Origin of the sequence: Nocardioides pantholopis (genome assembly GCF_003710085.1) — a bacterium.
Classification (GTDB): domain Bacteria; phylum Actinomycetota; class Actinomycetes; order Propionibacteriales; family Nocardioidaceae; genus Nocardioides; species Nocardioides pantholopis.
Genome location: NZ_CP033324.1, coordinates 130,248 through 153,692 on the forward strand (window position 1 = coordinate 130,248; position 23,445 = coordinate 153,692).

General features: G+C 72.6%; 20 protein-coding genes. 12 read left to right on the plus strand and 8 right to left on the minus strand.

What is annotated here, in order from left to right:
* Positions 1-3: 3 nt before the first annotated feature.
* Together EBO35_RS00605 and EBO35_RS00610 are read right to left on the minus strand one after the other, a co-directional pair.
* Positions 4-1,095: a glycosyltransferase gene (locus EBO35_RS00605; RefSeq protein ID WP_122816007.1), complete on the minus strand. Its 1,092-nt coding sequence runs from the start codon at positions 1,093-1,095 to the stop codon at positions 4-6.
* 131 nt (positions 1,096-1,226) lie between these two features.
* Positions 1,227-1,667, minus strand: coding sequence for a nitroreductase family deazaflavin-dependent oxidoreductase (locus EBO35_RS00610; protein WP_122816008.1), 441 nt, complete (start codon positions 1,665-1,667; stop codon positions 1,227-1,229).
* Positions 1,668-1,722: 55 nt separating this feature from the next.
* Here EBO35_RS00610 and EBO35_RS00615 point away from each other — a divergent pair, with 55 nt between their 5' ends.
* From EBO35_RS00615 to EBO35_RS00630, 4 genes are all read left to right on the plus strand, one after another.
* On the plus strand, positions 1,723-2,667 hold the full coding sequence (locus EBO35_RS00615) for a 1,4-dihydroxy-2-naphthoyl-CoA synthase (RefSeq protein WP_122816009.1): 945 nt from the start codon (positions 1,723-1,725) through the stop codon (positions 2,665-2,667).
* A gap of 14 nt (positions 2,668-2,681) precedes the next feature.
* A complete protein-coding gene (locus tag EBO35_RS00620; RefSeq protein WP_206422626.1) occupies positions 2,682-3,317 on the plus strand; it encodes a class I SAM-dependent methyltransferase in 636 nt (211 codons plus the stop codon).
* On the plus strand, positions 3,314-4,003 hold the full coding sequence (locus EBO35_RS00625) for an NAD-dependent deacylase (protein WP_122816010.1): 690 nt from the start codon (positions 3,314-3,316) through the stop codon (positions 4,001-4,003). Before EBO35_RS00620 ends, EBO35_RS00625 begins: the two co-directional genes overlap by 4 nt.
* 65 nt (positions 4,004-4,068) lie before the next feature.
* On the plus strand, positions 4,069-4,821 hold the full coding sequence (locus EBO35_RS00630) for a LolA-like protein (RefSeq protein WP_164477738.1): 753 nt from the start codon (positions 4,069-4,071) through the stop codon (positions 4,819-4,821).
* A gap of 110 nt (positions 4,822-4,931) precedes the next feature.
* On the opposite strand, the gene treZ is transcribed toward EBO35_RS00630, so the two are convergent.
* The 3 genes from treZ to glgX form a co-directional block, all read right to left on the minus strand.
* Positions 4,932-6,692: a malto-oligosyltrehalose trehalohydrolase gene (gene treZ / locus EBO35_RS00635; RefSeq protein ID WP_122816012.1), complete on the minus strand. Its 1,761-nt coding sequence runs from the start codon at positions 6,690-6,692 to the stop codon at positions 4,932-4,934.
* A 1,036-nt stretch (positions 6,693-7,728) separates the two neighbouring features.
* The gene (locus tag EBO35_RS19800; protein ID WP_241153795.1) at positions 7,729-9,048 is read right to left on the minus strand and encodes an alpha-amylase family glycosyl hydrolase; all 1,320 of its coding nucleotides are present in this window, start codon (positions 9,046-9,048) and stop codon (positions 7,729-7,731) included.
* Between the two features lie 2 nt (positions 9,049-9,050).
* On the minus strand, positions 9,051-11,318 hold the full coding sequence (glgX, locus tag EBO35_RS00645) for a glycogen debranching protein GlgX (RefSeq protein WP_263457642.1): 2,268 nt from the start codon (positions 11,316-11,318) through the stop codon (positions 9,051-9,053).
* 136 nt (positions 11,319-11,454) lie between these two features.
* Between glgX and EBO35_RS00650 the strand changes: the two genes are divergently transcribed.
* Together EBO35_RS00650 and EBO35_RS00655 are read left to right on the plus strand one after the other, a co-directional pair.
* Positions 11,455-12,600, plus strand: coding sequence for an acyl-CoA dehydrogenase family protein (locus EBO35_RS00650; RefSeq protein WP_122816014.1), 1,146 nt, complete (start codon positions 11,455-11,457; stop codon positions 12,598-12,600).
* A gap of 60 nt (positions 12,601-12,660) precedes the next feature.
* Positions 12,661-13,419, plus strand: coding sequence for a VIT1/CCC1 transporter family protein (locus EBO35_RS00655; protein ID WP_122816015.1), 759 nt, complete (start codon positions 12,661-12,663; stop codon positions 13,417-13,419).
* An 8-nt stretch (positions 13,420-13,427) separates the two neighbouring features.
* On the opposite strand, the gene EBO35_RS00660 is transcribed toward EBO35_RS00655, so the two are convergent.
* Positions 13,428-13,865: a hypothetical protein gene (locus tag EBO35_RS00660; protein WP_122816016.1), complete on the minus strand. Its 438-nt coding sequence runs from the start codon at positions 13,863-13,865 to the stop codon at positions 13,428-13,430.
* A gap of 128 nt (positions 13,866-13,993) precedes the next feature.
* Between EBO35_RS00660 and thpR the strand changes: the two genes are divergently transcribed.
* The 3 genes from thpR (at position 13,994) to EBO35_RS00675 (ending at position 18,600) form a co-directional block, all read left to right on the plus strand.
* Positions 13,994-14,575, plus strand: a complete 582-nt coding sequence (gene thpR / locus EBO35_RS00665) for an RNA 2',3'-cyclic phosphodiesterase (protein ID WP_122816017.1) — start codon at positions 13,994-13,996, stop codon at positions 14,573-14,575.
* 9 nt (positions 14,576-14,584) lie between these two features.
* A complete protein-coding gene (pepN, locus tag EBO35_RS00670; RefSeq protein ID WP_122816018.1) occupies positions 14,585-17,026 on the plus strand; it encodes an aminopeptidase N in 2,442 nt (813 codons plus the stop codon).
* A gap of 92 nt (positions 17,027-17,118) precedes the next feature.
* The gene (locus EBO35_RS00675; RefSeq protein ID WP_122816019.1) at positions 17,119-18,600 is read left to right on the plus strand and encodes a sensor histidine kinase; all 1,482 of its coding nucleotides are present in this window, start codon (positions 17,119-17,121) and stop codon (positions 18,598-18,600) included.
* A gap of 20 nt (positions 18,601-18,620) precedes the next feature.
* On the opposite strand, the gene EBO35_RS00680 is transcribed toward EBO35_RS00675, so the two are convergent.
* Positions 18,621-19,304: a DUF6226 family protein gene (locus EBO35_RS00680; protein ID WP_122816020.1), complete on the minus strand. Its 684-nt coding sequence runs from the start codon at positions 19,302-19,304 to the stop codon at positions 18,621-18,623.
* 112 nt (positions 19,305-19,416) lie between these two features.
* Here EBO35_RS00680 and EBO35_RS00685 point away from each other — a divergent pair, with 112 nt between their 5' ends.
* Genes EBO35_RS00685 through EBO35_RS00695 form a run of 3 tightly spaced genes read left to right on the plus strand, consistent with a single transcriptional unit; the run spans position 19,417 to position 22,237 of the window.
* Entirely contained in the window at positions 19,417-20,556 is a 1,140-nt protein-coding gene (locus EBO35_RS00685) for an NAD(P) transhydrogenase subunit alpha (RefSeq protein WP_122816021.1), read from the plus strand.
* Positions 20,553-20,867, plus strand: coding sequence for an NAD(P) transhydrogenase subunit alpha (locus EBO35_RS00690; RefSeq protein ID WP_122816022.1), 315 nt, complete (start codon positions 20,553-20,555; stop codon positions 20,865-20,867). The genes EBO35_RS00685 and EBO35_RS00690 overlap by 4 nt, the downstream gene beginning before the upstream one ends.
* Positions 20,864-22,237 carry an NAD(P)(+) transhydrogenase (Re/Si-specific) subunit beta gene (locus tag EBO35_RS00695; protein ID WP_122816023.1) on the plus strand — a complete coding sequence of 458 codons (1,374 nt, stop codon included), beginning with the start codon at positions 20,864-20,866 and terminating at the stop codon, positions 22,235-22,237. The genes EBO35_RS00690 and EBO35_RS00695 overlap by 4 nt, the downstream gene beginning before the upstream one ends.
* Positions 22,238-22,329: 92 nt before the next feature.
* On the opposite strand, the gene EBO35_RS00700 is transcribed toward EBO35_RS00695, so the two are convergent.
* A complete protein-coding gene (locus tag EBO35_RS00700; protein WP_122816024.1) occupies positions 22,330-23,361 on the minus strand; it encodes a hypothetical protein in 1,032 nt (343 codons plus the stop codon).
* Positions 23,362-23,445: the final 84 nt, after the last annotated feature.

Sequence of the window (23,445 nt, forward strand, 5' to 3'; positions counted from 1 at the left end):
TTGTTACCACTTTCTCTCGGTGCCCAGTGAGGTCTGGGCAAAGGCACGGGCCTGCACGAACTGCAGGAAGACGTCGAAGGCCATCTCGACGACGATGACGGCGCCGAGCAGCATCTGGCGGGGCCCGCGCGAGCGGACCGTGACCACCCGCTCGAGCGCGAAGACGCCGGTCAGGGCGAGCCAGAACCAGTGCATCTCCATGCCCAGGATCAGGCCGACGACGAGGCTGGCCAGGTACAGGCCGGTGGCGAGCACGCCGAGCGCGCTCAGCGCCTGCCGGCCCCAGTAGCGCCGGGTCACCGGCGTCCAGCCGTAGTCGAGGAGGTTCTCCAGGGCGCCGCGCTTCCAGCGCAGCCGCTGGTTGGACAGGTCCTTCCAGGTGCACATCACCTCGGTCTCGAGGGTGCACTCGTGGGGCGCGAGGATCCGGTAGCCGAGGTGGAGCAGGGCCAGCGAGAGCTCGTTGTCCTCGGTGAGGACGTGGACGTCGTAGACCGCGCCCTTCCCGGACCGATCCGGGAGCCAGCCGTCGCGGCGGGCCGTGACGACCTCCTCGAGGACCGGGATCGGAAAGACCGACGCGGTGCCGGTGAGCACCAGCGCCCGCCCCTTGAGGCGGCGTACGTCGCGCTCGTAGCGGGCGTACTCGTTGCGCTGGAAGGTGCCGAGCAGCCCGCCGCCCGGCCCGCCGCGGAAGGTCCCGCCCACGCCTCCGAGCGTGGGGTCGGCCAGGTGGCCTCGCGCCACCTCGAGGAACTGCGGGTCGAGCGCGCAGTCGGCGTCCATGACCAGCACCAGGTGGGTGGGGTCCAGGGTGGGCAGGATCTCGGCGAGCGCCTGGTTCAGCGCGCCGGCCTTCTTGTGGACGTTGTCGACCGGGAAGAAGACCTCGGCTCCGCGGGACAGGGCGATCTCCGCGGTCCGGTCGGTGCAGTTGTCGGCGACGACGACGACGCGCTCCGGGGGATGGGTCTGGCCGGCCAGCGAGTCCAGCGCCGCCCCCAGCGACGCCTCTTCGTTGTGCGCGGGGAGCAGTGCGACCAGCGGGCCGACGGTGCGTGCGGTGCCCTCGGCCCGCCTCGTCGTGGTGGTCATAGCGCCAGCATTGGTGGCCGCCTACCACCTCAACCAGACCCTGAGGCCAACCTTGCGGGGATGGGGTTGGAACCTGAGGAAACCGGGTGCCCTCTTGGGGCTCTTTTGAGGTTTACCGCAGCCCCGGCTGGTTACTCCCGCTCGAGCACGAAGACCGGGATCTCCCGGTCGGTCTTCTCCTGGTAGGAGGCGTACGTCGGCCAGGTCTGGACGGCGTACTGCCACCACTCCTCGCGCTCCGCGCCGGTCACCATCCGGGCCCGGTAGGTGTGCTTCTCCGCGCCGTCCTGGAGCTCGACCTCGGGGTGCTCGAGGAAGTTGTAGTACCAGGTCGGGTGCTTGGGGGCGCCGCCCAAGGACGCGATCGCGACGTAGGTGCCGTCGCGCTCCACGCGCATGACCGGGTTCTTGCGCAGCTTGCCCGACTTCGCGCCCACCGAGGTGATCACCACGATCGGGTCGTCGCTGTCGAGCAGGGTGTTCGCGCGTTGGCCGTTGGAGGCCTCGAACTCCGCGACCTGGTCGCGGACCCACTGCTCGGGACTGGGCTCGTACTCACCGTGAAGTGCCATGCCATACCCGTGACCAGCCGACGGATGAGTATGCGCCCGGGGATAGCCTGCGCGCATGAGTGCGATCGACGGGGTGTCGGAGATCTTCGACGCCGACGACTGGGACGTCGTTCCCGGCTTCGAGGACCTGACCGACCTGACCTACCACCGGGCGAAGGAGCACGGCACCGTCCGGGTGGCCTTCGACCGGCCCGACGTGCTCAACGCCTTCCGGCCGCACACGGTCGACGAGCTGCTGCGGGTGCTCGAGCACGCCCGCAGCGCCGCCGACGTGGGCTGCGTGCTGCTCACCGGCAACGGCCCCAGCGCGAAGAGCGGCAAGTGGTCGTTCTGCTCCGGCGGCGACCAGCGGATCCGCGGCAAGGCCGGCTACCAGTACGAGGACAAGGCGATCGGAGCCGCGGACACCGGCGCCGAGGAGCCCTCGCGCATCGACAAGGCGAAGCTGGCCCGGCTGCACATCCTCGAGGTGCAGCGGCTGATCCGGTTCATGCCGAAGATCGTCATCTGCGTGGTCCCCGGCTGGGCGGCCGGCGGCGGCCACAGCCTGCACGTGGTCTGCGACCTGACCCTGGCCAGCGCCGAGGAGGCGCGGTTCAAGCAGACCGACGCGGACGTCGGCTCCTTCGACGGCGGCTTCGGGTCGGCGTACCTCGCCCGGCAGGTCGGCCAGAAGTTCGCCCGCGAGATCTTCCTGCTCGGCCAGGAGTACTCCGCCGAGGAGGGCAAGGCGATGGGCGTGGTCAACAAGGCGGTCCCGCACGCCGAGCTGGAGAAGGTCGCCCTGGAGTGGGGCCGGCTGATCAACGGCAAGTCCCCGACCGCGCAGCGGATGTTGAAGTACTCCTTCAACCTCATCGACGACGGCCTGGTCGGCCAGCAGATCTTCGCCGGCGAGACCACCCGGCTGGCGTACATGACCGACGAGGCCGCCGAGGGCCGCGACCAGTTCCTGGAGAAGCGCGAGCCGGACTGGTCGCCGTTCCCCTGGTACTACTGAGCGGCGGCCGGGTCGTGGCCACACGCTGGGAGCGCATCGCCCGCGCCACCAACGGCGAGGAGTACGCCGCGGCGTACGCCCGCCGCTTCGGCGAGCTCGCCGCCGCGGGCCAGGACGTGCACGGCGAGGCGACGTTCGTGACAGGGCTGGTCGATCCGCCCGCCCGGGTGCTCGACGCGGGGTGCGGCACCGGCCGGATCGCCGTACGCCTCGACGAGCTGGGCTACCGGGTCGTCGGGGTGGACGTGGACGCCACGATGCTCGAGCAGGCCCGGGCCGAGGCGCCCGGCCTGGACTGGCGGCTCGGCGACCTCGCCGCGTTCGACCTCGGGGCGACCTTCGACGTGGTGCTGCTCGCCGGCAACATCGTGCCGCTGCTCGAGCCCGGCACGCTGCCGGCGGTCTGCGAGCGGCTCGCCGCGCACACCGCGGCCGGCGGCCGGGTCGTGTGCGGCTTCGGGCTCGACGCGGACCACCTGCCGGCCGGCTGCCCGGTGACACCGCTGGCGCAGTTCGAGGAGGCGATGGCGGCGGCCGGGCTGGACCCGGTCGCGACGTACGGCACCTGGGACCGCGGCGCCTTCGAGCCGGGGGCGGGGTACGTCGTGACAGTGCACGGGCGGGCGGGCGGCCCGGGGGAGCTGGCATGAGGATCGTCGTGCTGACCGGGGCCGGCATCTCGGCGGAGAGCGGGGTGCCGACGTTCCGCGACGCCGACGGGCTGTGGGCCGGGCACCGGGTCGAGGACGTGGCCACGCCCGAGGCGTTCGAGCACCAGCCGGGGGTCGTGCAGCGCTTCTACGACACCCGGCGGGCCGCGCTGGCCGCCGTCGAGCCCAACCCCGCGCACGAGGCGCTGGCGCGCCTGGAGCGGGCGATCGGCGACGACCTGCTGGTGGTCACCCAGAACATCGACGACCTGCACGAGCGCGCCGGCTCGCACCGCGTGCTGCACATGCACGGGGAGCTGCTCTCCGCCCTGTGCGTGGCCTGCCGGGAGCAGGTGCCGTGGTCCGGCGACCTCGCCGACCAGCCGCCGTGCCCCCGCTGCGGCGCGGTCGCGCTGCGCCCGGACGTCGTCTGGTTCGGGGAGATCCCCTACGGGATGGACCACATCCTCGAGGCCCTCGAGGGCTGCGACCTGTTCGTCTCCATCGGCACCTCCGGCGCCGTCTACCCCGCCGCGGGCTTCGTGCAGGCCGCCGCGTCGTACGGCGCCCGGACCCTCGAGCTCAACCTGGAGCCCAGCGAGGGCAGCGTCTACTTCGACGAGTCGCGGCTCGGTCCCGCCGGCGAGCTGGTGCCGGCGTGGGTGGACCAGCTGCTGGGTCGCTGACCGCTCGACCGCCGGCCCCGGACCGTCAGGACCGGTGTGGTCTCATGGATGAGGTGAGACGAGACATGAGGCGAATGCGGACCGTCGGCTGCCTGGTCGGCGGGCTGGCGCTCCTGACGGCGTGCGGTGACTCCGGTGACTCCGGGGACGACTCGGGCGGCTCGAGCGGCTCGGGCGACGCCTCGAGCGGCGCCGCGGCGGAGGCGTTCGTCGACCAGTCCGCCGACGAGATCGTGGCCGAGGCCAAGAAGGCGACCGGGACGCTGACCTCCGTACGCCTGCTCGGCGAGCTCACCAGCGACGGCCAGACGATCGGCATGGACCTGGTCGCCAGCAAGGGCGGAGACTGCACCGGCTCGATCACCCTGGGCGACGCGACGGCGGAGATCCGCAGCCTCGACGGCACCACCTGGTTCCGTCCCGACGAGGCGTTCTGGCGCGCGCAGGGCGGCGCCCAGGCCGACCAGCTGATCGCGCTGATCGGCAACAAGTGGGTCGTCCAGCCCGGTGACGAGGGCTTCGCGGAGGTCTGCGACCTCGACTCGCTGCTCGAGGAGACTGTCGACGAGACCGACAACACCTACGAGAAGGGCGAGGTCGGCGACGTCGAGGGCGAGCAGGCGATCGCGATCGACGCCACCGACGAGGACGGCGAGAAGTCCACCGCCTACGTCCTGGTCGACGGCGAGCACTACCTGACCAAGCTGGAGCGCCAGGGCGCCGAGGGCGGCGCGGTCACGCTCACCGACTTCAACGAGGAGTTCCAGGTCGAGGCCCCGCCCGAGAACGAGGTCGTCGACCTGAGCAAGCTCGGCTGACCCCGGGTCAGCGGTGAGCTGGCCACCGTTCTCGGGATGAGAACGGTGGGCGGCTCACCGCTGCGAGGGTCGGGCGGGCGAGGTGCGGTCCTCGGATCCCGGCCCCCCGCTCAGCCCACCAGCACCCCGGCATGCGCCGGCAGGGTCAGCGTGCCGTCGGACAGGTCGGCGCCGGAGGGCGTGGCGAACAGGACGCCGGCGGAGGCGGGCACCGGCACGGTGACCGGCCGGTCGCCGAAGTTCACGACCACGAGCAGCGAGCCGCGGCGCATCGTGAAGACCCGGGTGGACTCCTCGGCGGTGCACGAGACCGAGCCGAAGGCGGGGTCGGTCAGGTCCGGCAGCGTGCGCCGCAGCCGGGCCAGCTCGCGGTAGACCCCGAGCAGGACGGCGTGCCGCCCCCGCTCGGACTCCGACCAGTCCAGCTTCGAGCGCTCGTACGTCGCCGGGTCCTGCGGGTCGGGCACGACCGCCGGGTCCCAGCCCATCCGCTCGAACTCCGCGATCCGGCCCTCGGCGGTGGCGGTGCCGAGCTCCGGCTCCGGGTGGCTGGTGAAGAACTGGAACGGCGTCGAGGCCGCCCACTCCTCGCCCTGGAAGAGCATCGGGGTGAACGGCCCGGCCAGGGTCAGCAGGGCCGCGCAGGCGAGCTGGTCGTCGTCGAGCTTCTCGGTGATCCGGTCGCCGACCGCGCGGTTGCCGATCTGGTCGTGGTTCTGGGAGCAGACCACCAGCCGCCAGGTCGGCATCCGCTCGGTGTCGATCGGCACGCCGTGGTCGCGGCCCCGGAACGAGGAGTGGGTGCCGTCGTGGAAGAACCCCTTCTCGCACACCTTCGCCAGCGCCGAGAGCGGCTCGAAGTCCGCGTAGTAGCCCTCGGTCTCCCGGGTCAGCGCGACGTGGACCGCGTGGTGGAAGTCGTCGCTCCACTGCGCGTCCAGCCCGCGGCCGCCCCCCTCGCGGGGCGTGATCAGCACCGGGTCGTTGAGGTCGGACTCCGCGATCAGCGTCAGCGGCCGGCGCTGGTGGGCGGAGAGGGCGGCGACCTCGATCGCCATCTCCTCCAGCAGGTGCACCTCGGAGGAGTCCTCGAGCGCGTGCACGGCGTCCAGCCGCAGCCCGTCGACGTGGTAGTCCGCGAGCCACATCCGCACGTTGTCGAGGACCAGCCGCCGCACCTCCGCGGAGCCCTCGGCGTCGAGGTTGACCAGGTCGCCCCAGGTGTTCGAGCCCTCCTTGAGGTACGGCGCGAACAGCGGCAGGTAGTTGCCCGAGGGTCCGAGGTGGTTGTAGACGACGTCCTGGATCACGCCCAGCCCGGCGGCGTGGCAGCCGTCGACGAAGCGCTGGTAGGCCTCCGGCCCGCCGTACGGCTCGTGCACCGCGAACCAGCCGACCCCGTCGTAGCCCCAGTTGTGGGTGCCGTTGACGGCGTTGACCGGCATCACCTCGACCAGGTCGACGCCGATCGAGCGCAGGTGGTCCAGGCGCTCGAGGGCGGCGTCGAAGGTGCCCTCGGGGGTGAAGGTGCCGACGTGCAGCTCGTAGACGACCGAGCCGGCCAGCTGTCGGCCGGTCCAGCCCGCGTCGGTCCAGGCGAAGGCGCCGGGGTCGAAGGTGCGGGAGCGCCCGTGCACGCCGTCGGGCTGGCGCCGCGACCGCGGGTCGGGCCGCGGGGTCTCGTCGTCGTCGATCAGGTAGCCGTAGTCCAGCCCCTCGGCCGGTACGTCGGGCACGGCGGACGCGGGCGTCCACCACCCGTCCTCGCCGCGCCGCATGTCGACGACCGCGTCGCCGACCGAGAGCCGCAGCCGCGCGGGCCGCGGGGCCCACACGTCGAACGGTCCCCGGGCAGGAGCCTGGGCGGTCATGAGTCCTCCTTCACCAGCAGCGCCACCGGCAGCTGCGCGAGCACGTCGTCGAGCCGGGCCCCGTCGGGGCCCACGGAGAGCCGGGTCCCGGTCACCGCGTCGGTCCAGGTGCCGGCCGGCAGGTCCAGGACCGTCTCGCCCCACCCGCCGCGCTCGGCCAGGCCGACCGGCAGCCGGGTCGCGACAGTGACCGCGCCGCCGCGGTCGAAGGCCAGCACGTGGTCGGCCGCGGGCCCGGCCGCCGCCACTGCGGCGTACGTCGTGAACAGCTCGGGGCGGTCGCGGCGCAGCCGCAGCGCCGCGCTGGTCACCCGGAGCTTGGCGGTCCCGGGGTCGTCGACCCGGTCGGTCGGGGCTGTCCACTCCCCGCTGCGCAGCAGCGCCGAGCGGGCGTCGAAGTCGACGGTGCGCCGGTTGTCGGGGTCGACCAGGCTCTGCTCCCACAGCTCGCTGCCCTGGTAGACGTCCGGCACCCCCGGCAGGGTCAGCGCGACCAGCTTGGCGGCCAGCGCGTTGGACCAGCCCGGCAGCACGACGCGCGCCAGCAGCCCGTCGAGGATCGCGCGCGCCTCCGCGGAGTCGTACGCCGCGTCGACGGCTGCGTGCACGGCCGCCTCGTACTTCGCGTCCGGCTCGGTCCAGGTGGTCCGGTCGCCGGCCTCGCGCATCGCCTTCTCGGCGTACCCGTGCAGGCGCTCGCGCTCGGCCGGCCACGCGCCGAGCACCGCCTGCCACAGCAGCGAGCCGAAGCCCGGGTCGGGCAGCGGCGCCAGCTCCAGGAGCCGGCCCAGCGCGTCGGCCCACACCTCGGGCAGCTCGGCGAGCACGGTGATCCGGGCTCGGACGTCCTCGCCGCGTTTGGTGTCGTGGGTGGACAGCGCGGTCATCGCGTGCGGCCAGTCCCGCTGGCGCTGCGCCATCTCGGCGTGGAAGTCCGGCACGGCCAGCGAGAACACCGACGGGTCGCCGCCGACCTCGTTGAGCGAGGTCAGCCGGGACCAGCGGTAGAACGCGCAGTCCTCCACGCCCTTGGCCATCACCATCCCGCTGGTCTGCTGGAACCGCTGGGTGGCGTCCAGGTCGGGGTCGTGCAGCGCGGGCTCGAGCTGGTCCAGCGTCCCGCCGAGGTCGGGCCGACGGCGGCGGGCCTCGGCGAAGGCGTGCTCGAGGTGCTCGCTTCCCTCCGGCAGGTAGGAGCGGTAGACCGGGAAGCAGGCGAACAGCTCCGCCACGGCGTCCTCGGCCCGGGGGCGGGGAGGCCGGGCAGGTGGGCGCGCAGCTCGCGCACGATCCGGCGCACCTCGGAGTTCAGGATGCCGTCCGCCACCGCGCGCTTGGTGCCGTGCACCAGCTCCGCCCAGTCGACCGGTGCGCCGCGCAGCCGCGCCTCCAGGGCGTCGAGCGGCTCCTGCCCGGCCGGGTCGGTGAGCACCCGGTCGACGTGGGCCAGCGCGTCGTACCCGGTCGTCCCGGCGGTCGCCCAGGACGTCGGCAGGAGCTCGCCGGGCTCGAGGATCTTCTCGACCAGCACGTAGGCGCCGCCGGTGAGCTCGGCGAGGTCGCGCAGGTACTTCCCGGGGTCGCGCAGCCCGTCGGGGTGGTCCACCCGCAGGCCGTCGACGAGCCCCTCGTCGAACCAGCGCCGGATCTCGGCGTGGGTCTCGGCGAAGACCCGGGGGTCCTCGACGCGCACGGCCGCCAGGGTGTTCACCGCGAAGAACCGGCGGTAGTTCAGCCCGCTGTCCGCGACCCGCCAGTGCACCAGCTCGTAGTGCTGGCGGGCGTGCACCTGGTTGGGGTCGTCCCACGCGCCGTCCGGGCTGCTGGAGACCGTGCCGGGCGCCACCGGGAATGCCTGGTCCCAGTAGTGCAGCTCGGGGCCGGTGGGCCCCTCGACCAGGCTCAGGTGCTTGATCGGGCCGTGCGGGCGCGCCTGGTCGTCGTCGCCGACGACCGGGACCCGCAGCCGCTGGTCCCCGGCGTCCCAGTCGATGTCGAAGTAGTCGGCGTGCTCGGCGGCGCGGCCGTGCTTGAGCACGTCCCACCACCAGGGGCCCGCGGCGGGCGTCGCCACCCCGACGTGGTTGGGGACGATGTCGACCAGGACCCCCAGCCCGAGCCGGCGGGCCTCGGCGGACACGGCCGCCAGGCCCGCCGCGCCGCCGCGGCTCTCGTCGATGTGGTCGTGGGCGACCACGTCGTACCCGTGGTTGCTGCCCGGCTCCGCGGCGAGCAGCGGGGACAGGTAGACCCAGTCGGCGCCCAGGTCGTGGAGGTAGGGGAGCAGCTCGGCCGCGGCGAACAGGTCGAAGTCCTCGGTGACCTGGAGCCGGTAGGTGCTGACGGGCACGCGCACGGTCAGGACCTCCGCGAGGCGGCCGCGAGCGAGGCCGCCACCGAGCCGTCCGGCTCCGCCTCGGCCTCCCGGTGCTCGCGCAGCACCAGCACGCTGCGCCGTCCCAGCTCGTAGGTCGACCCGGCCGCCAGGCCGGTCACGCTCTCGCCGTCGCCGCCGGTGTCGACCACGACGTCCCAGGCCTCGGAGTACTCCGCGGGCGGGAGCGTCAGCGTCGCCGGGCCGTCGGCGTTGAAGTAGAGCAGGAAGTGGTCGTCGACGATGGCCTGTCCCCGACCGTCCTTGCCGCGGATGCCGTGCCCGTTGAGGTACATGCCGATGGCCTTCGCGCTCGCGTCCGCGTGCTCGGCGTGCCAGTCGTGGTCCTCCATCGGCCGACCGTCCAGGTGCAGCCAGACGATGTCGTCGAGCCGGTCCCCGTCGCCGCCGTCGGGGACCCGCACGGTGCCGCCGGTGAAGAACCGCTTGCGGCGGAAGGTCGGGTGCTCGCGCCGCAGCCGGGAGACGGCGGCGGTGAATTCCACCAGCGGCAGGTCGGCGTCCTCCCAGTGCACCCAGGACAGCTCGGAGTCCTGGGCGTAGGTGTTGTTGTTGCCGCGCTGGGTGCGGCCCAGCTCGTCGCCGTGCAGGATCATCGGCACGCCCTGGGAGAGCAGCAGCGTGGCGAGGAAGTTGCGCTGGGAGCGGGCCCGCTCGACGAGCACGTCGCGGTCGTCGGTGGGCCCCTCGACGCCGTGGTTCCAGGACCGGTTGTGGCTCTCGCCGTCGTTGTTGTCCTCGCCGTTGGCGTCGTTGTGCTTCTCGTTGTAGGAGACCAGGTCGCTGAGCGTGAACCCGTCGTGGGCGGTCACGAAGTTGATCGAGGCGAACGGACGCCGCCCGGAGTGCTCGTAGAGGTCGGAGGAGCCGGCCAGCCGGCTGGCGAACTCGCCCAGGGAGGGCTCGCCGCGCCAGAAGTCGCGCACGGTGTCGCGGTAGGCGCCGTTCCACTCCGTCCACTGGGGCGGGAAGCCGCCGACCTGGTAGCCGCCGGGGCCGACGTCCCAGGGCTCGGCGATCAGCTTGACCTGGCTGACCACCGGGTCCTGCTGCACGAGCTCGAAGAACGTCGCGAGCCGGTCCACCTCGTAGAACTCGCGGGCCAGCGTCGAGGCGAGGTCGAAGCGGAACCCGTCGACGTGCATCTCGGTGACCCAGTAGCGCAGCGAGTCCATGATCAGCTGCAGCGAGTGCGGGTGCCGGACGTTGAGGCTGTTGCCGGTGCCGGTGTAGTCCATGTAGTAGCGCTGGTCGTCCTCGACCAGCCGGTAGTACGCCTGGTTGTCGATGCCCTTCATGCTCAGCGTCGGGCCCAGGTGGTTGCCCTCGGCGGTGTGGTTGTAGACCACGTCGAGGATCACCTCGATGCCCGCGGCGTGCAGCGCCTTGACCATCGACTTGAACTCCTGGACCTGCTGGCCCAGCTCGCCGGTCGCGGCGTACGCCGCGTGCGGGGCGAAGAAGCCCAGGGTGTTGTAGCCCCAGTAGTTGCGCAGGCCCTTCTCCAGCAGCGTGCTGTCCTGGACGAACTGGTGCACCGGCATCAGCTCGATCGCGGTCACGCCCAGCTTGGTGAGGTGGTCGGTGATCGCGGGGTGCGCCAGCGCCGCGTAGGTGCCGCGGATCTCCTCCGGCACCTCGGGGTGCAGCTGGGTCAGGCCCTTGACGTGCGCCTCGTAGATGACCGTGTCGTTGTACGCGTAGCCCGGAGCGCGGTCACCCTCCCAGTCGAAGAACGGGTTCACGACCACGCCGTGGGTCATGTGCTGGGCGGAGTCCGCGTCGTTGCGGGAGTCCTCGTCGCCGAAGTTGTAAGAGAAGAGCGCCTGGTCCCAGTCGATCTCGCCGGTCGTGGCCTTGGCGTACGGGTCCAGCAGCAGCTTGTTCGGGTTGCAGCGCAGCCCGTTGGCCGGGTCCCAGGGGCCGTGCACCCGGTAGCCGTAGCGCTGACCCGGCTGGATCGTCGGCAGGTAGCCGTGCCAGACGAAGGCGTCCACCTCGGTCAGCTCCACCCGGGTCTCGGTGCACGAGCCGTCGGGGGTCTCCTCGAACAGGCAGAGCTCGACGCGCTCCGCGACCTCGCTGAACAGCGCGAAGTTGGTGCCGATGCCGTCGAAGGTCGCCCCCAGCGGGTACGCCTGCCCGGGCCAGACCTCGGGACCGCTCGGCGCGGTCGACTCGGGGTCCGTCGCCTCGGTCGCAGCGGCGTCGACGTGGATTGGATCGTTCAAAGTGCACCTCGCGTACATCGGGGGGCCGGGGCTCCGGCGCCGGGTTGTACCCGTTCCGGGCGGGTGGGAACCGCGCGGCTCGCAGGACCTGGCTCACACCTACGCGCGGGTAACTTCGGTGTCTACACTGACGCCCATGAAGCGCGCGATCTACGACGAGGACCACGAGGCGTTCCGGGCATCGGTCAGGGAGTTCATCGACCGCGAGGTCCTCCCGCACGTCGATCAGCACGCCGCTGACAAGGCGATCCCGCGGGAGTTCTGGCTCGGCGCCGGCCGGCTGGGCCTGCTCGGGCTGGAGATCCCCGAGGAGTACGACGGCGCCGGTGCTGGCGACTACCGCTTCAACGCCGTGCTGCTCGAGGAGCTGAACAAGGTCAACGCGGCGCTGGGCTCCTGCGTGGGCATCCACGCCGACATCACCGCGCCGTACCTCGTCGAGCTCGGCACCGAGGAGCAGAAGAAGCGCTGGCTGCCCGGCGTCGCCGCCGGCGAGATCCTGCTCGCGATCGGCATGACCGAGCCCTCGGGCGGCTCGGACCTGGCCGCGCTGAAGACCACGGCGGTGCGCGACGGCGACTCGTGGGTGATCAACGGGTCGAAGACGTTCATCACCAACGGCTACTCCGCCGACCTGGTCCTGGTCGCGGCCCGCACCAGCCCGGAGAAGAAGGCCCGCGGGATCACGCTGTTCGCGGTCGAGACCAGCGCGCCGGGCTTCAGCCGCGGCCGCAAGCTCGACAAGGTCGGCCAGGACGAGTCCGACACCGCCGAGCTCTTCTTCGAGGACGTCCGGGTCACCGACGCCGAGATCGTCGGCGAGCTCGACGGCGGCTTCATCCACATGATGCAGAAGCTGCCCCAGGAGCGGCTGGGCTGTGCGATCTCCAACGTCGCCCACGCCCAGCAGATCCTGGTCGAGACGCTGCAGTACGCCAAGGACCGCCAGGCCTTCGGGCAGTCGATCGGGCAGTTCCAGCACAACAAGTTCCTGCTCGCCGAGCTGTTCACCCGGATCGAGGTCACCCAGGCCTACATCGACCAGTGCGTGGTCGCCCACGACGCCGGCGAGCTCACCGCTGTCGACGCCGCCAAGGCCAAGTGGTGGTCCTCGCAGGTCCAGAACGAGGTGCTCGACCACTGCGTGCAGCTGCACGGCGGCTACGGGTTCATGAACGAGTACCGCGTGGCCCGCGCCTGGCGCGACGCCCGGGTCTCGAAGATCTGGGCCGGCTCAAACGAGATCATGAAGGAGCTCATCGGCCGCGACCTCGGTCTGTGACCGGTCCCGGTCAGCCTGCCCTTGCTTGTCGGGCGGTGCCGGCCGGGCGACCATCGGGGGATGAGCCCGAAGGCGCGGCACCCCGCATCCACCACCCACCCCGGGGAGCCCGGATCGGCCGGTGAGCCGGGCGGCGGCGGGGGCGGCGGCGTTCGGGGCCGGCTGAACTGGCTGCGGGCCGGCGTGATGGGCGCGAACGACGGCGTGGTGTCCACCGCCGGCCTGGTGGTGGGGGTGGCGGGCGCGACCACCGACCAGGGCGCGATCGCGGTCGCCGGCGTCTCCGGCCTCGTCTCGGGCGCGATCAGCATGGCCGCCGGCGAGTACCTCTCGACGAGCACCCAGCGCGACTCCGAGCTCGCGATGCTGGCCACCGAGCGCCGCGAGCTCGCCGAGCAGCCCGACGCCGAGCTCGACGAGCTCGCCGGCCTGCTCGTCGAGCGCGGGCTGAGCGCGGACGTCGCCCGCGAGGCCGCCGAGCAGATGATGGCCCGCGACCCGCTGGCCGCGCACGCGCGGGTCGAGCTCGGCATCGACCCCGACGACATCACCAACCCGTGGGCGGCGGCGTTCGCCTCCGCGGTGTCCTTCGTGAGCGGCGCGCTGCTGCCGCTGCTGGTGATCCTGCTGGCGCCGGACGACACCCGGGTCCCGATCACGGTGCTGAGCGTGCTGGTCGCGCTCGCGATCACCGGCTTCACCAGCGCGACGCTGGGCTATGCGCCGCGCACCCGGGCCGTGCTGCGCAACGTCGTCGGGGGCGCCCTCGCGATGGGGGTCACCTACGCCATCGGGTCGCTGCTGGGGACCCAGGTCTGAGCGGGTCCCTACGGCCCGTGGCCCACCTCGCCGGCCACCGCGTCGTGGCCGGCGGCGGACAGCGCCCGCACCGCCGCATCGACCGCGTCGAGGATGTGGGGTACGGCGAACCGCGGCTCCGACATCCGGTGCATCCGGACCCGCACCTGGGTCGCTGCCGGGGTGTCGAGCGTCTCCAGGTCGACAGTCGCCACGAAGCCCCAGGTGGCGAAGCGTCGCGGCAGGAACATGGCGACGTCCATGGGGTCGAAGACCAGGTCGCGCAGCCACGACCCGGCCCGCAGCCGGGCGCGGCCGGGCCCGCTCTCCTGGAGCCGGAACCGGGCGTCGACGAGCGCGTCGACGAGCGCCGCCATGGCCGCCTCGGGCGGCGCGGAGGACGTGAGCGTCAGGGCGGGGTTGTGGTAGTAGTGCGGCTGGCTCAGCCGCCGTTGCCCGTCGCGCATGTCCTCCCTGTCCTCCCCTGTCAGCACAGCCTCGGCCGATCACCGGCCGCACCCCGGCCCGGGACCGCACCCTGCCCCGGGTCGCGCCGGGGCAATCCTCCGTCCGGAGCGGCGTCTAGCATCTGGTGATGCGGATGTTCGCGGCGGTGGTCCCGCCCGAGGACGCCATCGAGCACCTCGACGAGTTCCTGGAGGTACGCCGCGACGCGGCGGGGTTCCGGTGGGCCGGGGCCGAGCAGCTGCACCTGACACTGGCGTTCCTGGCGCAGGTGCCCGACCGCGCCCTGGACGACCTGCTGGAGCGGCTCGCCCGCGCCGCCGGACGGCGTACGCCGTTCCCGGCCCGGGTGGTGGGCGGCGGCGCGTTCCCGAACCCGGCCCGGGCCCGGGTGCTGTGGGCCGGGCTCGGCCTGGACGAGGCCGGGCGCACCGAGCTGGACCGGCTCGCCACCGGGGCCCGGGCGGCGGCGGCGAAGGCCGGCATCGCGGTCGACGGCCAGCGGTTCCGCCCACACGTGACAGTGGCCCGGATGGGCCGGCCGCAGGAGGTGTCGGACTGGGTGCGGCTGCTGGACGCCTACGAGGGGCCGGGCTGGACCGTCGACACGCTCACGCTGGTCGAGTCCCACCTCGGCGAGGGGCCGCGGGGGCGCCCGCGCTACGAGGTCGTCGCGGAGTATCCGCTCGGCCGGGCGCCCGCCGACCCCTAGGGTCGGTCCATGTCAGCCCAAGAGTCCCCGCCCCGGTCCCTGACCCTGGAGGAGGCCCGCGAGCGGGCGGCCGGCCTCTCCGGGGTCTCCTACGACATCGAGCTCGACCTCATCGCCCCCGAGCAGGGCACCTTCGGGTGCCGCACCACTGTGCGCTTCACCGCGACCACCCCGCAGACCTTCCTGGAGCTGACCGCCGCCACCGACCTGGAGGTGGTCCTCAACGGCGTCCGCGTCGACCCGGCGTACGACGGCCGGCGGATCGGGCTGCGTGACCTGGCCGGGGAGAACGAGGTGCTGGTGAGCGCGCGGCTGCCCTACGTCAGCGACGGCGACGGGATGCACCTGGTCGTCGACCCGGTTGACGGCGAGACCTACGTCTCGGCGTACCTGGGCATGGACATCACCCAGCGGGTCTTCCCGTGCTTCGACCAGGTCGACCTCAAGGCGCCGCTGACGCTCACCGTGCGCGCCGACCCCGCGTGGACGGTGCTGGCCAACGGCCGCCCGACCAGCCGGTCCGGCGGCGAGTGGCGGTTCGCGCCGACCCCGCCGATCCCGCCGGACCTGTTCGTGGTGTGCGCCGGTCCGTGGCACTCGGTCACCTGGGAGCACGCCGGGCTGCCCTTCGGCTGGCACGCCCGCCGCTCGCTCGCGGCCGAGCTCGAGCGGGACGCCCCCGAGCTGCGGGCGACCACCGAGGCGTGCTTCGACCACTACGCCGAGCTCTTCGAGGAGCCCTACCCCTTCGACTCCTACGACCAGGCGTTCGTCCCGGGACAGAACTGGGGCGCCCAGGAGATGCCGGGCTGCGTCCTCTACCGCGACGAGCTGCTGCCGCCCGGGCGGATCACCGAGCGGCGCCGGTCGATGCGGGCGACGATCATCGCCCACGAGATGGCGCACATGTGGTTCGGCAACCTGGTGACGATGCGCTGGTGGGAGGACACCTGGCTCAACGAGTCCTTCGCCGACTACCTGGGCTTCCGGGTCGCCGAGGACGCCGCCGGCTTCCCCGGCACGCTGGTGACGCACGAGGCGCAGCGCAAGCCCGGCGCGTACGACGCGGACCTGCGCCGCTCGACCCACCCGGTCGCCCCGCGGGCCGAGGACGTGCCCGACGTCGACGCCGCCTTCGCGAACTTCGACGCGATCTCCTACGCCAAGGGCAACTCGGTGCTGCGCCAGCTGGTGACCTGGCTCGGCGACGAGGCGTTCCTCGCCGGCGTGAACGACCACCTGACCCGGCACCGCTTCGGCAACGCCACCCTCGACGACCTCGTCGACGCCCTGGACGCCGTCTCCGAGCGCGACGTGCGCGGCTGGGCGCAGGTGTGGCTGCGGCGCAGCGGCCACGACACGCTGCGGGTGGTCCGCGACGGCGACGTGCCGGTCCTGGTCCGCGACGGGGTCCGCCCGCACCGGCTGCGGGTCACGGCGTACGACGCGGGGCTGGCGGAGGTCGGCTCGGCGCTGGTCGACCTCGGTGAGGAGCCGGTCCGGCTCGAGCAGTGGGCCGGGCTGGTGGTGGTGCCCAACAGCCACGGCGAGACCTTCGCCCGGCTGGACCTCGACGAGCAGTCCTGGCGGGCCGTGCAGGCCGGGCTGTCCGGGCTCCGTGACGACCTGGCCCGCACGGTGCTGTGGCAGACGGCGTTCGCGATGGTGCAGGCCCGGACCCTCGCCCCGGCCGACTACCTCCGGCTGGTCGCCGACCACCTGCCCGGCGAGACGCGCCCGGCCGTCGTCACGGCGGTGCTGGAGCGGACCTCCGCGGCGGTGCTGGCCCGACGCGTCCCGCCGGCGGAGGTGGCGGCGGCTCGCGACGCGCTCGCCGCCGCCTGCGCCGCCGGGCTGGGCGAGCAGGCCGACGCCGAGCTGGCGCACGCGTTCACCGCCGGCCTGCTGGCCCACTCCCGCGACCGGGACCTGCTCGGCGGCGCCCTGCGGGAGGGCAGCCTGGCCGGGGTCGAGCTGGACCCGGGCCTGCGGTGGACGGTGCTGCACCGGCTCGCCGAGATCGGTACCGAAGTCGGGGGAGCGGTGGAGGCGCTGGTTGCCGCGGAGCTGGAGCGCGACCCCAGCGTGACCGGTGAGCTGGGCGCGGCCGCCGCGCTGGCGGCCCGCCCCACCGCCTCGGCCAAGGATGAGGCGTGGGCGGCGATGGGGGAGGAGCAGGTCTCGAACCGGCGCTTCGCGGCCCTCGCCGGCGGGCTCTGGTCCGGCGAGCAGGCCGCGCTCCTGGCGCCGTACGCCGAGCGCTACCTCGACGAGGGGCCCCGGCTCGCCGCCCGCCGCGGGCAGGCGTTCTCGCAGGTGGTCGGCCAGGCCTTCCCGCCGTTCGTCCTGGACCAGGCGCAGCTCAGCCGGCTCGAGCAGGCGCTGGCCGGCGACGTGCCGACGGTGCTGCGGCGCTACTGGGAGGACCGGCTCGACGACCTGACCCGCTGAGCGCGGCGCGGCGCGGCGCGGCGCGGGCCGGTTCCGGGCGCGGAGCGCGTCCCCTACCGTGAGGGTGGTCGCTCGGGTGAGGGAGGTGTCGCATGCCGGAGACCTCCGAGAGCGCGGAGCTGTGGCGCCTGACGATGCAGCACTCCCCGGTCGGCATGGCCCTGGTCGGGCTCGACGGCCGGCTGCTCACTGTCAACGACGCGTTCTGCGCCATGCTCGGCCGCGACGCCGACGAGCTGCTGACGCGGGGGTTCCAGGAGATCACCCAGGACGACGACATCGACGCCAGCCTGGAGCTCGTCGGCCGGGTGCTGGCCGGTGAGGTCGACTCCTTCCGGCTCCGCAAGCGCTACCTCCACGCCAACGGCGACGGCGTGTGGGGCGACCTCTCGGTGGCGCTGGTCCGCGACGGGGCCGGACGTGCCCGGCACTTCATCGCCCAGATCCTCGACGTCAGCGAGCAGCACGACTACGAGCTGCGGCTGCAGGCGGCCAACGCGGAGATCGAGCACGAGCGGCAGACCCTGGAGGCGATCTTCGAGACCGTGAACGTCGGGCTGCTGCTGATCGACGCGGAGGGCAACTACCGGCGGATGAACCGTCGGCACCAGGAGACGATGGTGCTGCCGTTCCCTGACGGCCACGCCGGCCGCGCCGGACAGCTCGGGCAGGTCTACCACCTCGACGGCACGACGGCGATGGCCCGCGAGGAGATGCCGTCCTACCGGGCCACCCAGGGCGAGGAGTTCGACGACTACACCTACTGGGTGGGCGCCGACCCGCTGACCCGCGCCGCGTTCTCCAGCTCCGCGCGGCAGGTGCGCGGGCCGGACGGGGAACGGCTCGGCGCGGCCCTCGCCTACCAGGAGATCACCGACCTGATCCGGGCCATGCAGGTCAAGGACGAGTTCGTCTCCTCGGTCTCCCACGAGCTGCGAACCCCGCTCACCTCGGTGCTGGGACACCTCGAGATCCTCGGCGAGCGCGCCGACCTCCCCGCCGGCGTCGAGGCGCAGCTGCGGGTCGTACGCCGCAACGCCGCCCGGCTCAAGGTCCTGGTCACCGACCTGCTCCAGGTGGCCCAGGCCCGCGAGGGCAGCCTGCGCCTGCACCGCGCCCCCGCCGACCTCGTGGTCCTGGCGCAGGAGGCGATCGAGACCGCCCGGCCGGCGGCGGACCAGGCCGGCGTGAGCGTCACCCTGGACGCCCCCGACCGCCTCGTCCTCACCGTCGACGCGCACCGGATCAGCCAGGTGCTCGACAACCTGCTGTCCAACGCGATCAAGTACAGCCCGTCCGGCGGCGAGGCGCGGGTCGGCCTGCGGGTCGGGCCGGACGCGGTCGAGCTCGAGGTGCGCGACACCGGCATGGGCATAGCCCGGGACGAGATCGACCACGTCTTCTCCCGCTTCTTCCGCGGCAGCGGCGCGCTGTCGACCCACATCCCCGGCACCGGGCTCGGCCTCAACATCGTCAACTCGATCGTCGCCGCGCACCACGGCTCGGTGATCGTCGAGAGCGAGCCCGGGCGGGGGAGCGTCTTCCGAGTGACGCTCCCGGCCGGCGACCGGTGAGACCGGCGGCGCTGCCGGGCTCAGAGCCAGGGCGCGCCGATCCACCGCCGCATCCCCGGCGGGACCGGGGTCTCCGCGCGGAGCCAGGCCTCGTCCAGGTCGTCGCCGGTGCCCTGCCAGCCGTCTGCGGTCCGGGTGATCGAGCGCTTGCCGTCGCGGGCGTGCACGACGCCGCCGGTCGCGACCACGACGAACCATCCGTCGAGGTCGTCCAGGAGGCTCGCCGAGCCGTCGTCGCACGCGTCGCAGCCGCAGCTGGGCATCGCGTCGATGAGCACCGGCGCCGCGGTGTCGCCGGCGACGGCGATGTCCAGGCCGAACGGCTCGCCGTCGACGAGTGTCGTGGCCAGCAGCAGGGCCAGCCCACGGGGGCGGACCGGCCGGATCTCCTGGACCCGCAGCAGGCCCTCTACGCCGCGGAAGGCACCGATCCAGGTCGCGGCGGACGCGGCGGGCAGGTCGCTGGTGCTCGCCAGGCCCCGGCCCGCCAGCACCTGCGCCCACGCCGCGACGCGGGCGTCGAGGATCCGGTACTTGCCGGGGTCCAGGCAGCGCGAGTACTCCTCGTCCGCGGGCGGCTCCATGTCCGGACGCGGGTTGGGCCACCCCGGGGTGTCGGCGCCGGTCGTGGCGAACCCCTTCTCGACCTCGGCGCGCAGCGATCCCGACCAGGGCGGTGGGCTGGGGTAGGCGTCGCGGTGCACCGACGCAGTCTCGGGTCCGGGCCCCCGGTGGGCAACCGGTTTCGGCGGCGACCCAACCGCGCAGCCGCGCGGTTCCCCGGTCCCGACGTGTGAGTTGCGTTACGTTCGAGCCGTGAAGATCGCCGTGGCCCGCGAGACCCGCGAGGACGAGTCCCGCGTCGCGCTGGTGCCCGAGCTGGTCGGCAGGCTCACCGGCCTCGGCTACGACGTCGCGGTCGAGCCCGGCGCGGGACGGCGGGCGCTGCTCGCCGACGAGGAGTACGCCGCGGCCGGTGCCGTCCTCGACGACGCCGCGCTCGAGGGTGCCGACGTCGTCCTGTCCGTGCAGCCGCTCGGTCCCGGCCAGGTCCGGCGGCTGCCGGAGGGCGCCGCGACGGTGTCGTTCCTCCCCGCCGGCCAGCAGGCCGGGCTGGTGGCCGACCTGCGCGACGTCGGCGTCACCGCGTTCGCGATGGAGCTGGTGCCGCGGATCTCGCGGGCGCAGTCCATGGACGCGCTGTCCTCGCAGTCGCTGGTCTCCGGCTACCGCTGCGCGATCGTGTGCGCCGGGATGCTGCGCCGGTTCTTCCCGCTGAGCATGACGGCGGCCGGCACCGTGCCGCCCGCCCAGGTCGTCGTCCTCGGTGCCGGGGTCGCGGGGCTTCAGGCGATCGCGACGGCGCGCCGCCTCGGCGCGGTCGTCAAGGCGTACGACGTGCGCGCGGCCGCCGCGGAGGAGATCCGCTCGATGGGCGCCCAGGCCATCGAGCTGGACCTGCCGACGCTGGAGGGCGCCGGCGGCTACGCCCGCGAGATGGGCGAGGAGCGGGCCGCCCGCCAGCGCGAGTTGCTCGCGCCGTACGTCGCCGCGGCCGACGGGCTGATCACGACCGCGGCCGTCCCCGGCCGCGCCGCGCCGGTGCTGGTGACCGCGGCCATGGTCGAGGCGATGCGCCCGGGCTCGGTGGTGGTCGACCTGGCCGCGGACTCCCCGGGCGGCGCCGGCGGCAACGTCGAGGGCTCGGTCGCGGGCGAGGTGGTCCGGATCGGCAACGCCCAGGTGTGGGGCGGGCGCAACGTCGCCTCCCAGATGCCGGGGCCGGCCTCGCGGCTCTACGCCCAGAACGTCGTGAACCTGGTGACGCTGATGACCGGCGAGGACGGCTTCGCGCCGGACTTCGACGACGAGATCGTGGCGGGCGCCTGCGTCACCCACGCCGGCGAGGTGCGCCACGAGCCGACCCGGCTGCTGCTGGAGGGGGATCCCCGATGAGCGAGCCGGTCGTCTGGCTGACCATCTTCGTGCTCAGCGTATTCGTGGGCATCGAGGTGATCGCGAAGGTCTCCTCGACGCTGCACACCCCGCTGATGTCGGGGGCGAACGCCATCCACGGTGTGATCCTGCTCGGGGCGGTGATCGTCACCGGGTCGACCGACTCGACGCTCGCGCTGGTGGTCGGGCTGGTCGCGATCGTGCTTGCGGCCGTGAACATGGTGGGCGGCTTCGTGGTGACCGACCGGATGCTGCAGATGTTCACCCGGGGCCCCGGCGCCCGGCGTCCGCGCAAGGAGGCCGGCGAGTGATCCCCACCTGGGCGCAGCTGGTCTACCTCGCCTGCGCGATCGGCTTCGTGCTGGCCCTCAAGGGCCTCGCCGGGCCCCGGACCGCGCGGGCCGGCAACCTGGTCGGCGCGGCCGCGGCGGTGGTCGCGGTCGTGGTGCCGTTCGGCTACCTCGACCTCGACCACGTCCCGCTGATCCTGGCCGCGATCGCGCTCGGGTCTCTGGGCGGCGTGCTGGGCGCCCGCCGCGTCCAGATGACCCAGATGCCGCAGATGGTGGCGCTGTTCAACGGCGTCGGCGGCGGGGCCGCGGCGCTGGTGGCGCTCCTCGAGCTGGAGCACATGGGCGCCTCGACCGCCGAGTTCGACCTGGCCGCCACCGCGTTCACGGTCGTGGTGGGCTCGGTGTCGTTCGCCGGGTCCGTGGTCACGTTCGCCAAGCTCCAGGACCTGATGACCTCCCGGCCGATCGTCTTCGCCGGGCTGCCGGTGGCCTTCGGGGTGGCGCTGCTGGCGACGATCGGGCTCGCGGTCTGGGTGGTGGCCGAGCCCGGCGTACCGACCGGCGTGGGGCTCGCCGTCCTCGGCCTGCTGATCGGGGTGCTGCTGGTGCTGCCGGTCGGCGGCGCCGACGTACCGATCGTGATCTCGCTGCTCAACGCGTTCACGGGCCTGACCGTCGCGGCGGGCGGCTACGTGCTCGGCAACGTGGTGCTGCTGGTCGCCGGCACGCTCGTGGGCGCGGCCGGCACCTTCCTGACCCTGCTGATGGCCCGGGCGATGGGCCGCTCGGTGCCGAACATCCTCTTCGGCGCGCTGCGCGGCGGCTCGACCCTGGGCGCCGGCACCGCCTCGGACCGGCCGGTGCGCTCGGCGGGGCCGGAGGACGTCGCGATCCTGCTCGGGTACGCCGAGCGCGTGATCGTCGTCCCCGGCTACGGCCTCGCGGTCGCCCAGGCCCAGCACACGCTGCGCGAGATCGTCGACGTCCTCGGCGAGCGCGGCACCCGCGTCGACTACGCGATCCACCCCGTCGCCGGCCGGATGCCCGGCCACATGAACGTGCTGCTCGCCGAGGCCCAGGTGCCCTACGACCAGCTGGTCGAGATGGACGACATCAACGGCGAGTTCCCGCACACCGACGTCGTCCTCGTCGTCGGCGCCAACGACGTGGTCAACCCCGCCGCCCGCACCGACCCCGCCGCCCCGATCTACGGCATGCCGATCCTCGCCGCCGACCAGGCCCGCCAGGTCGTCTTCCTCAAGCGGTCGATGCGCCCCGGCTTCGCCGGCATCGACAACGAGCTGCTCTTCGACCCGAAGACCACCATGCTCTTCGGTGACGCGAAGGAGTCGCTGGCGAAGTTGTTGGCGGCGCTGAAGGGGTTGTGAGTCGGCGTCGTTGGGGTCGCCCTTCCCGCCCACTATGACGCACCGGGGCTGCAGCCTCGCAGGCTATACGAGGGGTGACTCTGTCGAGGCGCTTAAGGCAAATACTCGAAATGCTTCAAAATGGCGGCCGTTGCATAACCGTCGATGAGCATGTACCTGCGAACGTTCTTGGGTGACGTGGCGTATGTACGCAGCATGTGTTCGACTCTGGAAGTGATTGTGTGGCAGTGCTGCACCACAAGAAGGTCTGCAGGGCTTTCGGCGAGGCGTTGAATCTGGTCGCCGTTCTTGCCGAGGTCGGCGATCCGCATCGGGTGGAACGCAGCAGGACCTTTGAAGGCGAATGCCGTTCGCAGTGGCGTACCGTCAACTGACAGGAACCGCGTCCAGAGGTCGAACTGCTCACCTCCCCAGTCCTTTGGCACGTCGGACTGCCCGATGATCTCCGCGAACCAATGCTTGACGGCCTCCTCGCCTACGCCGCGCATGAGTTCGAGGTCCGAGTTCTCGCCGCGGGTGAAGTCGACGCCTTCAAACTGGTCCACCTGCTGGGGCCATACATGTGCGATGTCTCCGACGACGCCGAAGAAGGCCTGGTCACCGGAGGCGACCAGTCGTTGACCGACAGTGACAGCACGCAAGTTCACAAGGCCGTCATTGACGTCGCGGACGAATGCCAGCATGAACGCCTTGCTCGTACCGGACATCAGGTGTGCTCCGGTGTCTGAGGTGCAGCGAGAGGCGTTTACCTCTGCCTCAAACCGCAGGTTGGAGTCGGTCGCCAACTTTCCCCAGACCGTCCCCCGGTGGGATGTTCCGGTGCGTTTGGACCTGTAGTACGCCTCCCCTATCCCACGGAAATGCATGGACTGCTCCACCCAGACCAGTTGTCCCGGAGATGGGCCCGACCCGTGGTGCAGTTCGTTAAGCGAAGGTACTTCGAGGGCCCGGACCGCCGCAGCCACGGCGTTCTCGAGGATAGACTTAGTCCTCGCTCGCGCGAAGACGTGGCCGGTGTCAGACAGATCCGATGAGATCTGAGCGCTCAAACTCGGTCCGAGCACCTTCAACACGAGTTCTTGATGAAGGAACCAGGCCTCGAGATCAGTGTCGACTGTCTGCACTGAGCGATTGTGACAGCGAATCGGCTGAGGACCAAGCCACTCTTGAAAACTCACTATGGCCCCGCGACTTCCTACGGGACTGCC

Coding starts and splice junctions, on each gene's coding strand:
- EBO35_RS00605 (WP_122816007.1), bottom strand. CDS start 1,095: ATGACCACCACGACGAGGCGGGCCGAGGGCACCGCACGCACCGTCGGC.
- EBO35_RS00610 (WP_122816008.1), bottom strand. CDS start 1,667: ATGGCACTTCACGGTGAGTACGAGCCCAGTCCCGAGCAGTGGGTCCGC.
- EBO35_RS00615 (WP_122816009.1), top strand. CDS start 1,723: ATGAGTGCGATCGACGGGGTGTCGGAGATCTTCGACGCCGACGACTGG.
- EBO35_RS00625 (WP_122816010.1), top strand. CDS start 3,314: ATGAGGATCGTCGTGCTGACCGGGGCCGGCATCTCGGCGGAGAGCGGG.
- EBO35_RS00630 (WP_164477738.1), top strand. CDS start 4,069: ATGAGGCGAATGCGGACCGTCGGCTGCCTGGTCGGCGGGCTGGCGCTC.
- treZ (WP_122816012.1), bottom strand. CDS start 6,692: ATGACCGCCCAGGCTCCTGCCCGGGGACCGTTCGACGTGTGGGCCCCG.
- EBO35_RS00650 (WP_122816014.1), top strand. CDS start 11,455: ATGAAGCGCGCGATCTACGACGAGGACCACGAGGCGTTCCGGGCATCG.
- EBO35_RS00655 (WP_122816015.1), top strand. CDS start 12,661: ATGAGCCCGAAGGCGCGGCACCCCGCATCCACCACCCACCCCGGGGAG.
- EBO35_RS00660 (WP_122816016.1), bottom strand. CDS start 13,865: ATGCGCGACGGGCAACGGCGGCTGAGCCAGCCGCACTACTACCACAAC.
- thpR (WP_122816017.1), top strand. CDS start 13,994: ATGCGGATGTTCGCGGCGGTGGTCCCGCCCGAGGACGCCATCGAGCAC.
- pepN (WP_122816018.1), top strand. CDS start 14,585: ATGTCAGCCCAAGAGTCCCCGCCCCGGTCCCTGACCCTGGAGGAGGCC.
- EBO35_RS00675 (WP_122816019.1), top strand. CDS start 17,119: ATGCCGGAGACCTCCGAGAGCGCGGAGCTGTGGCGCCTGACGATGCAG.
- EBO35_RS00690 (WP_122816022.1), top strand. CDS start 20,553: ATGAGCGAGCCGGTCGTCTGGCTGACCATCTTCGTGCTCAGCGTATTC.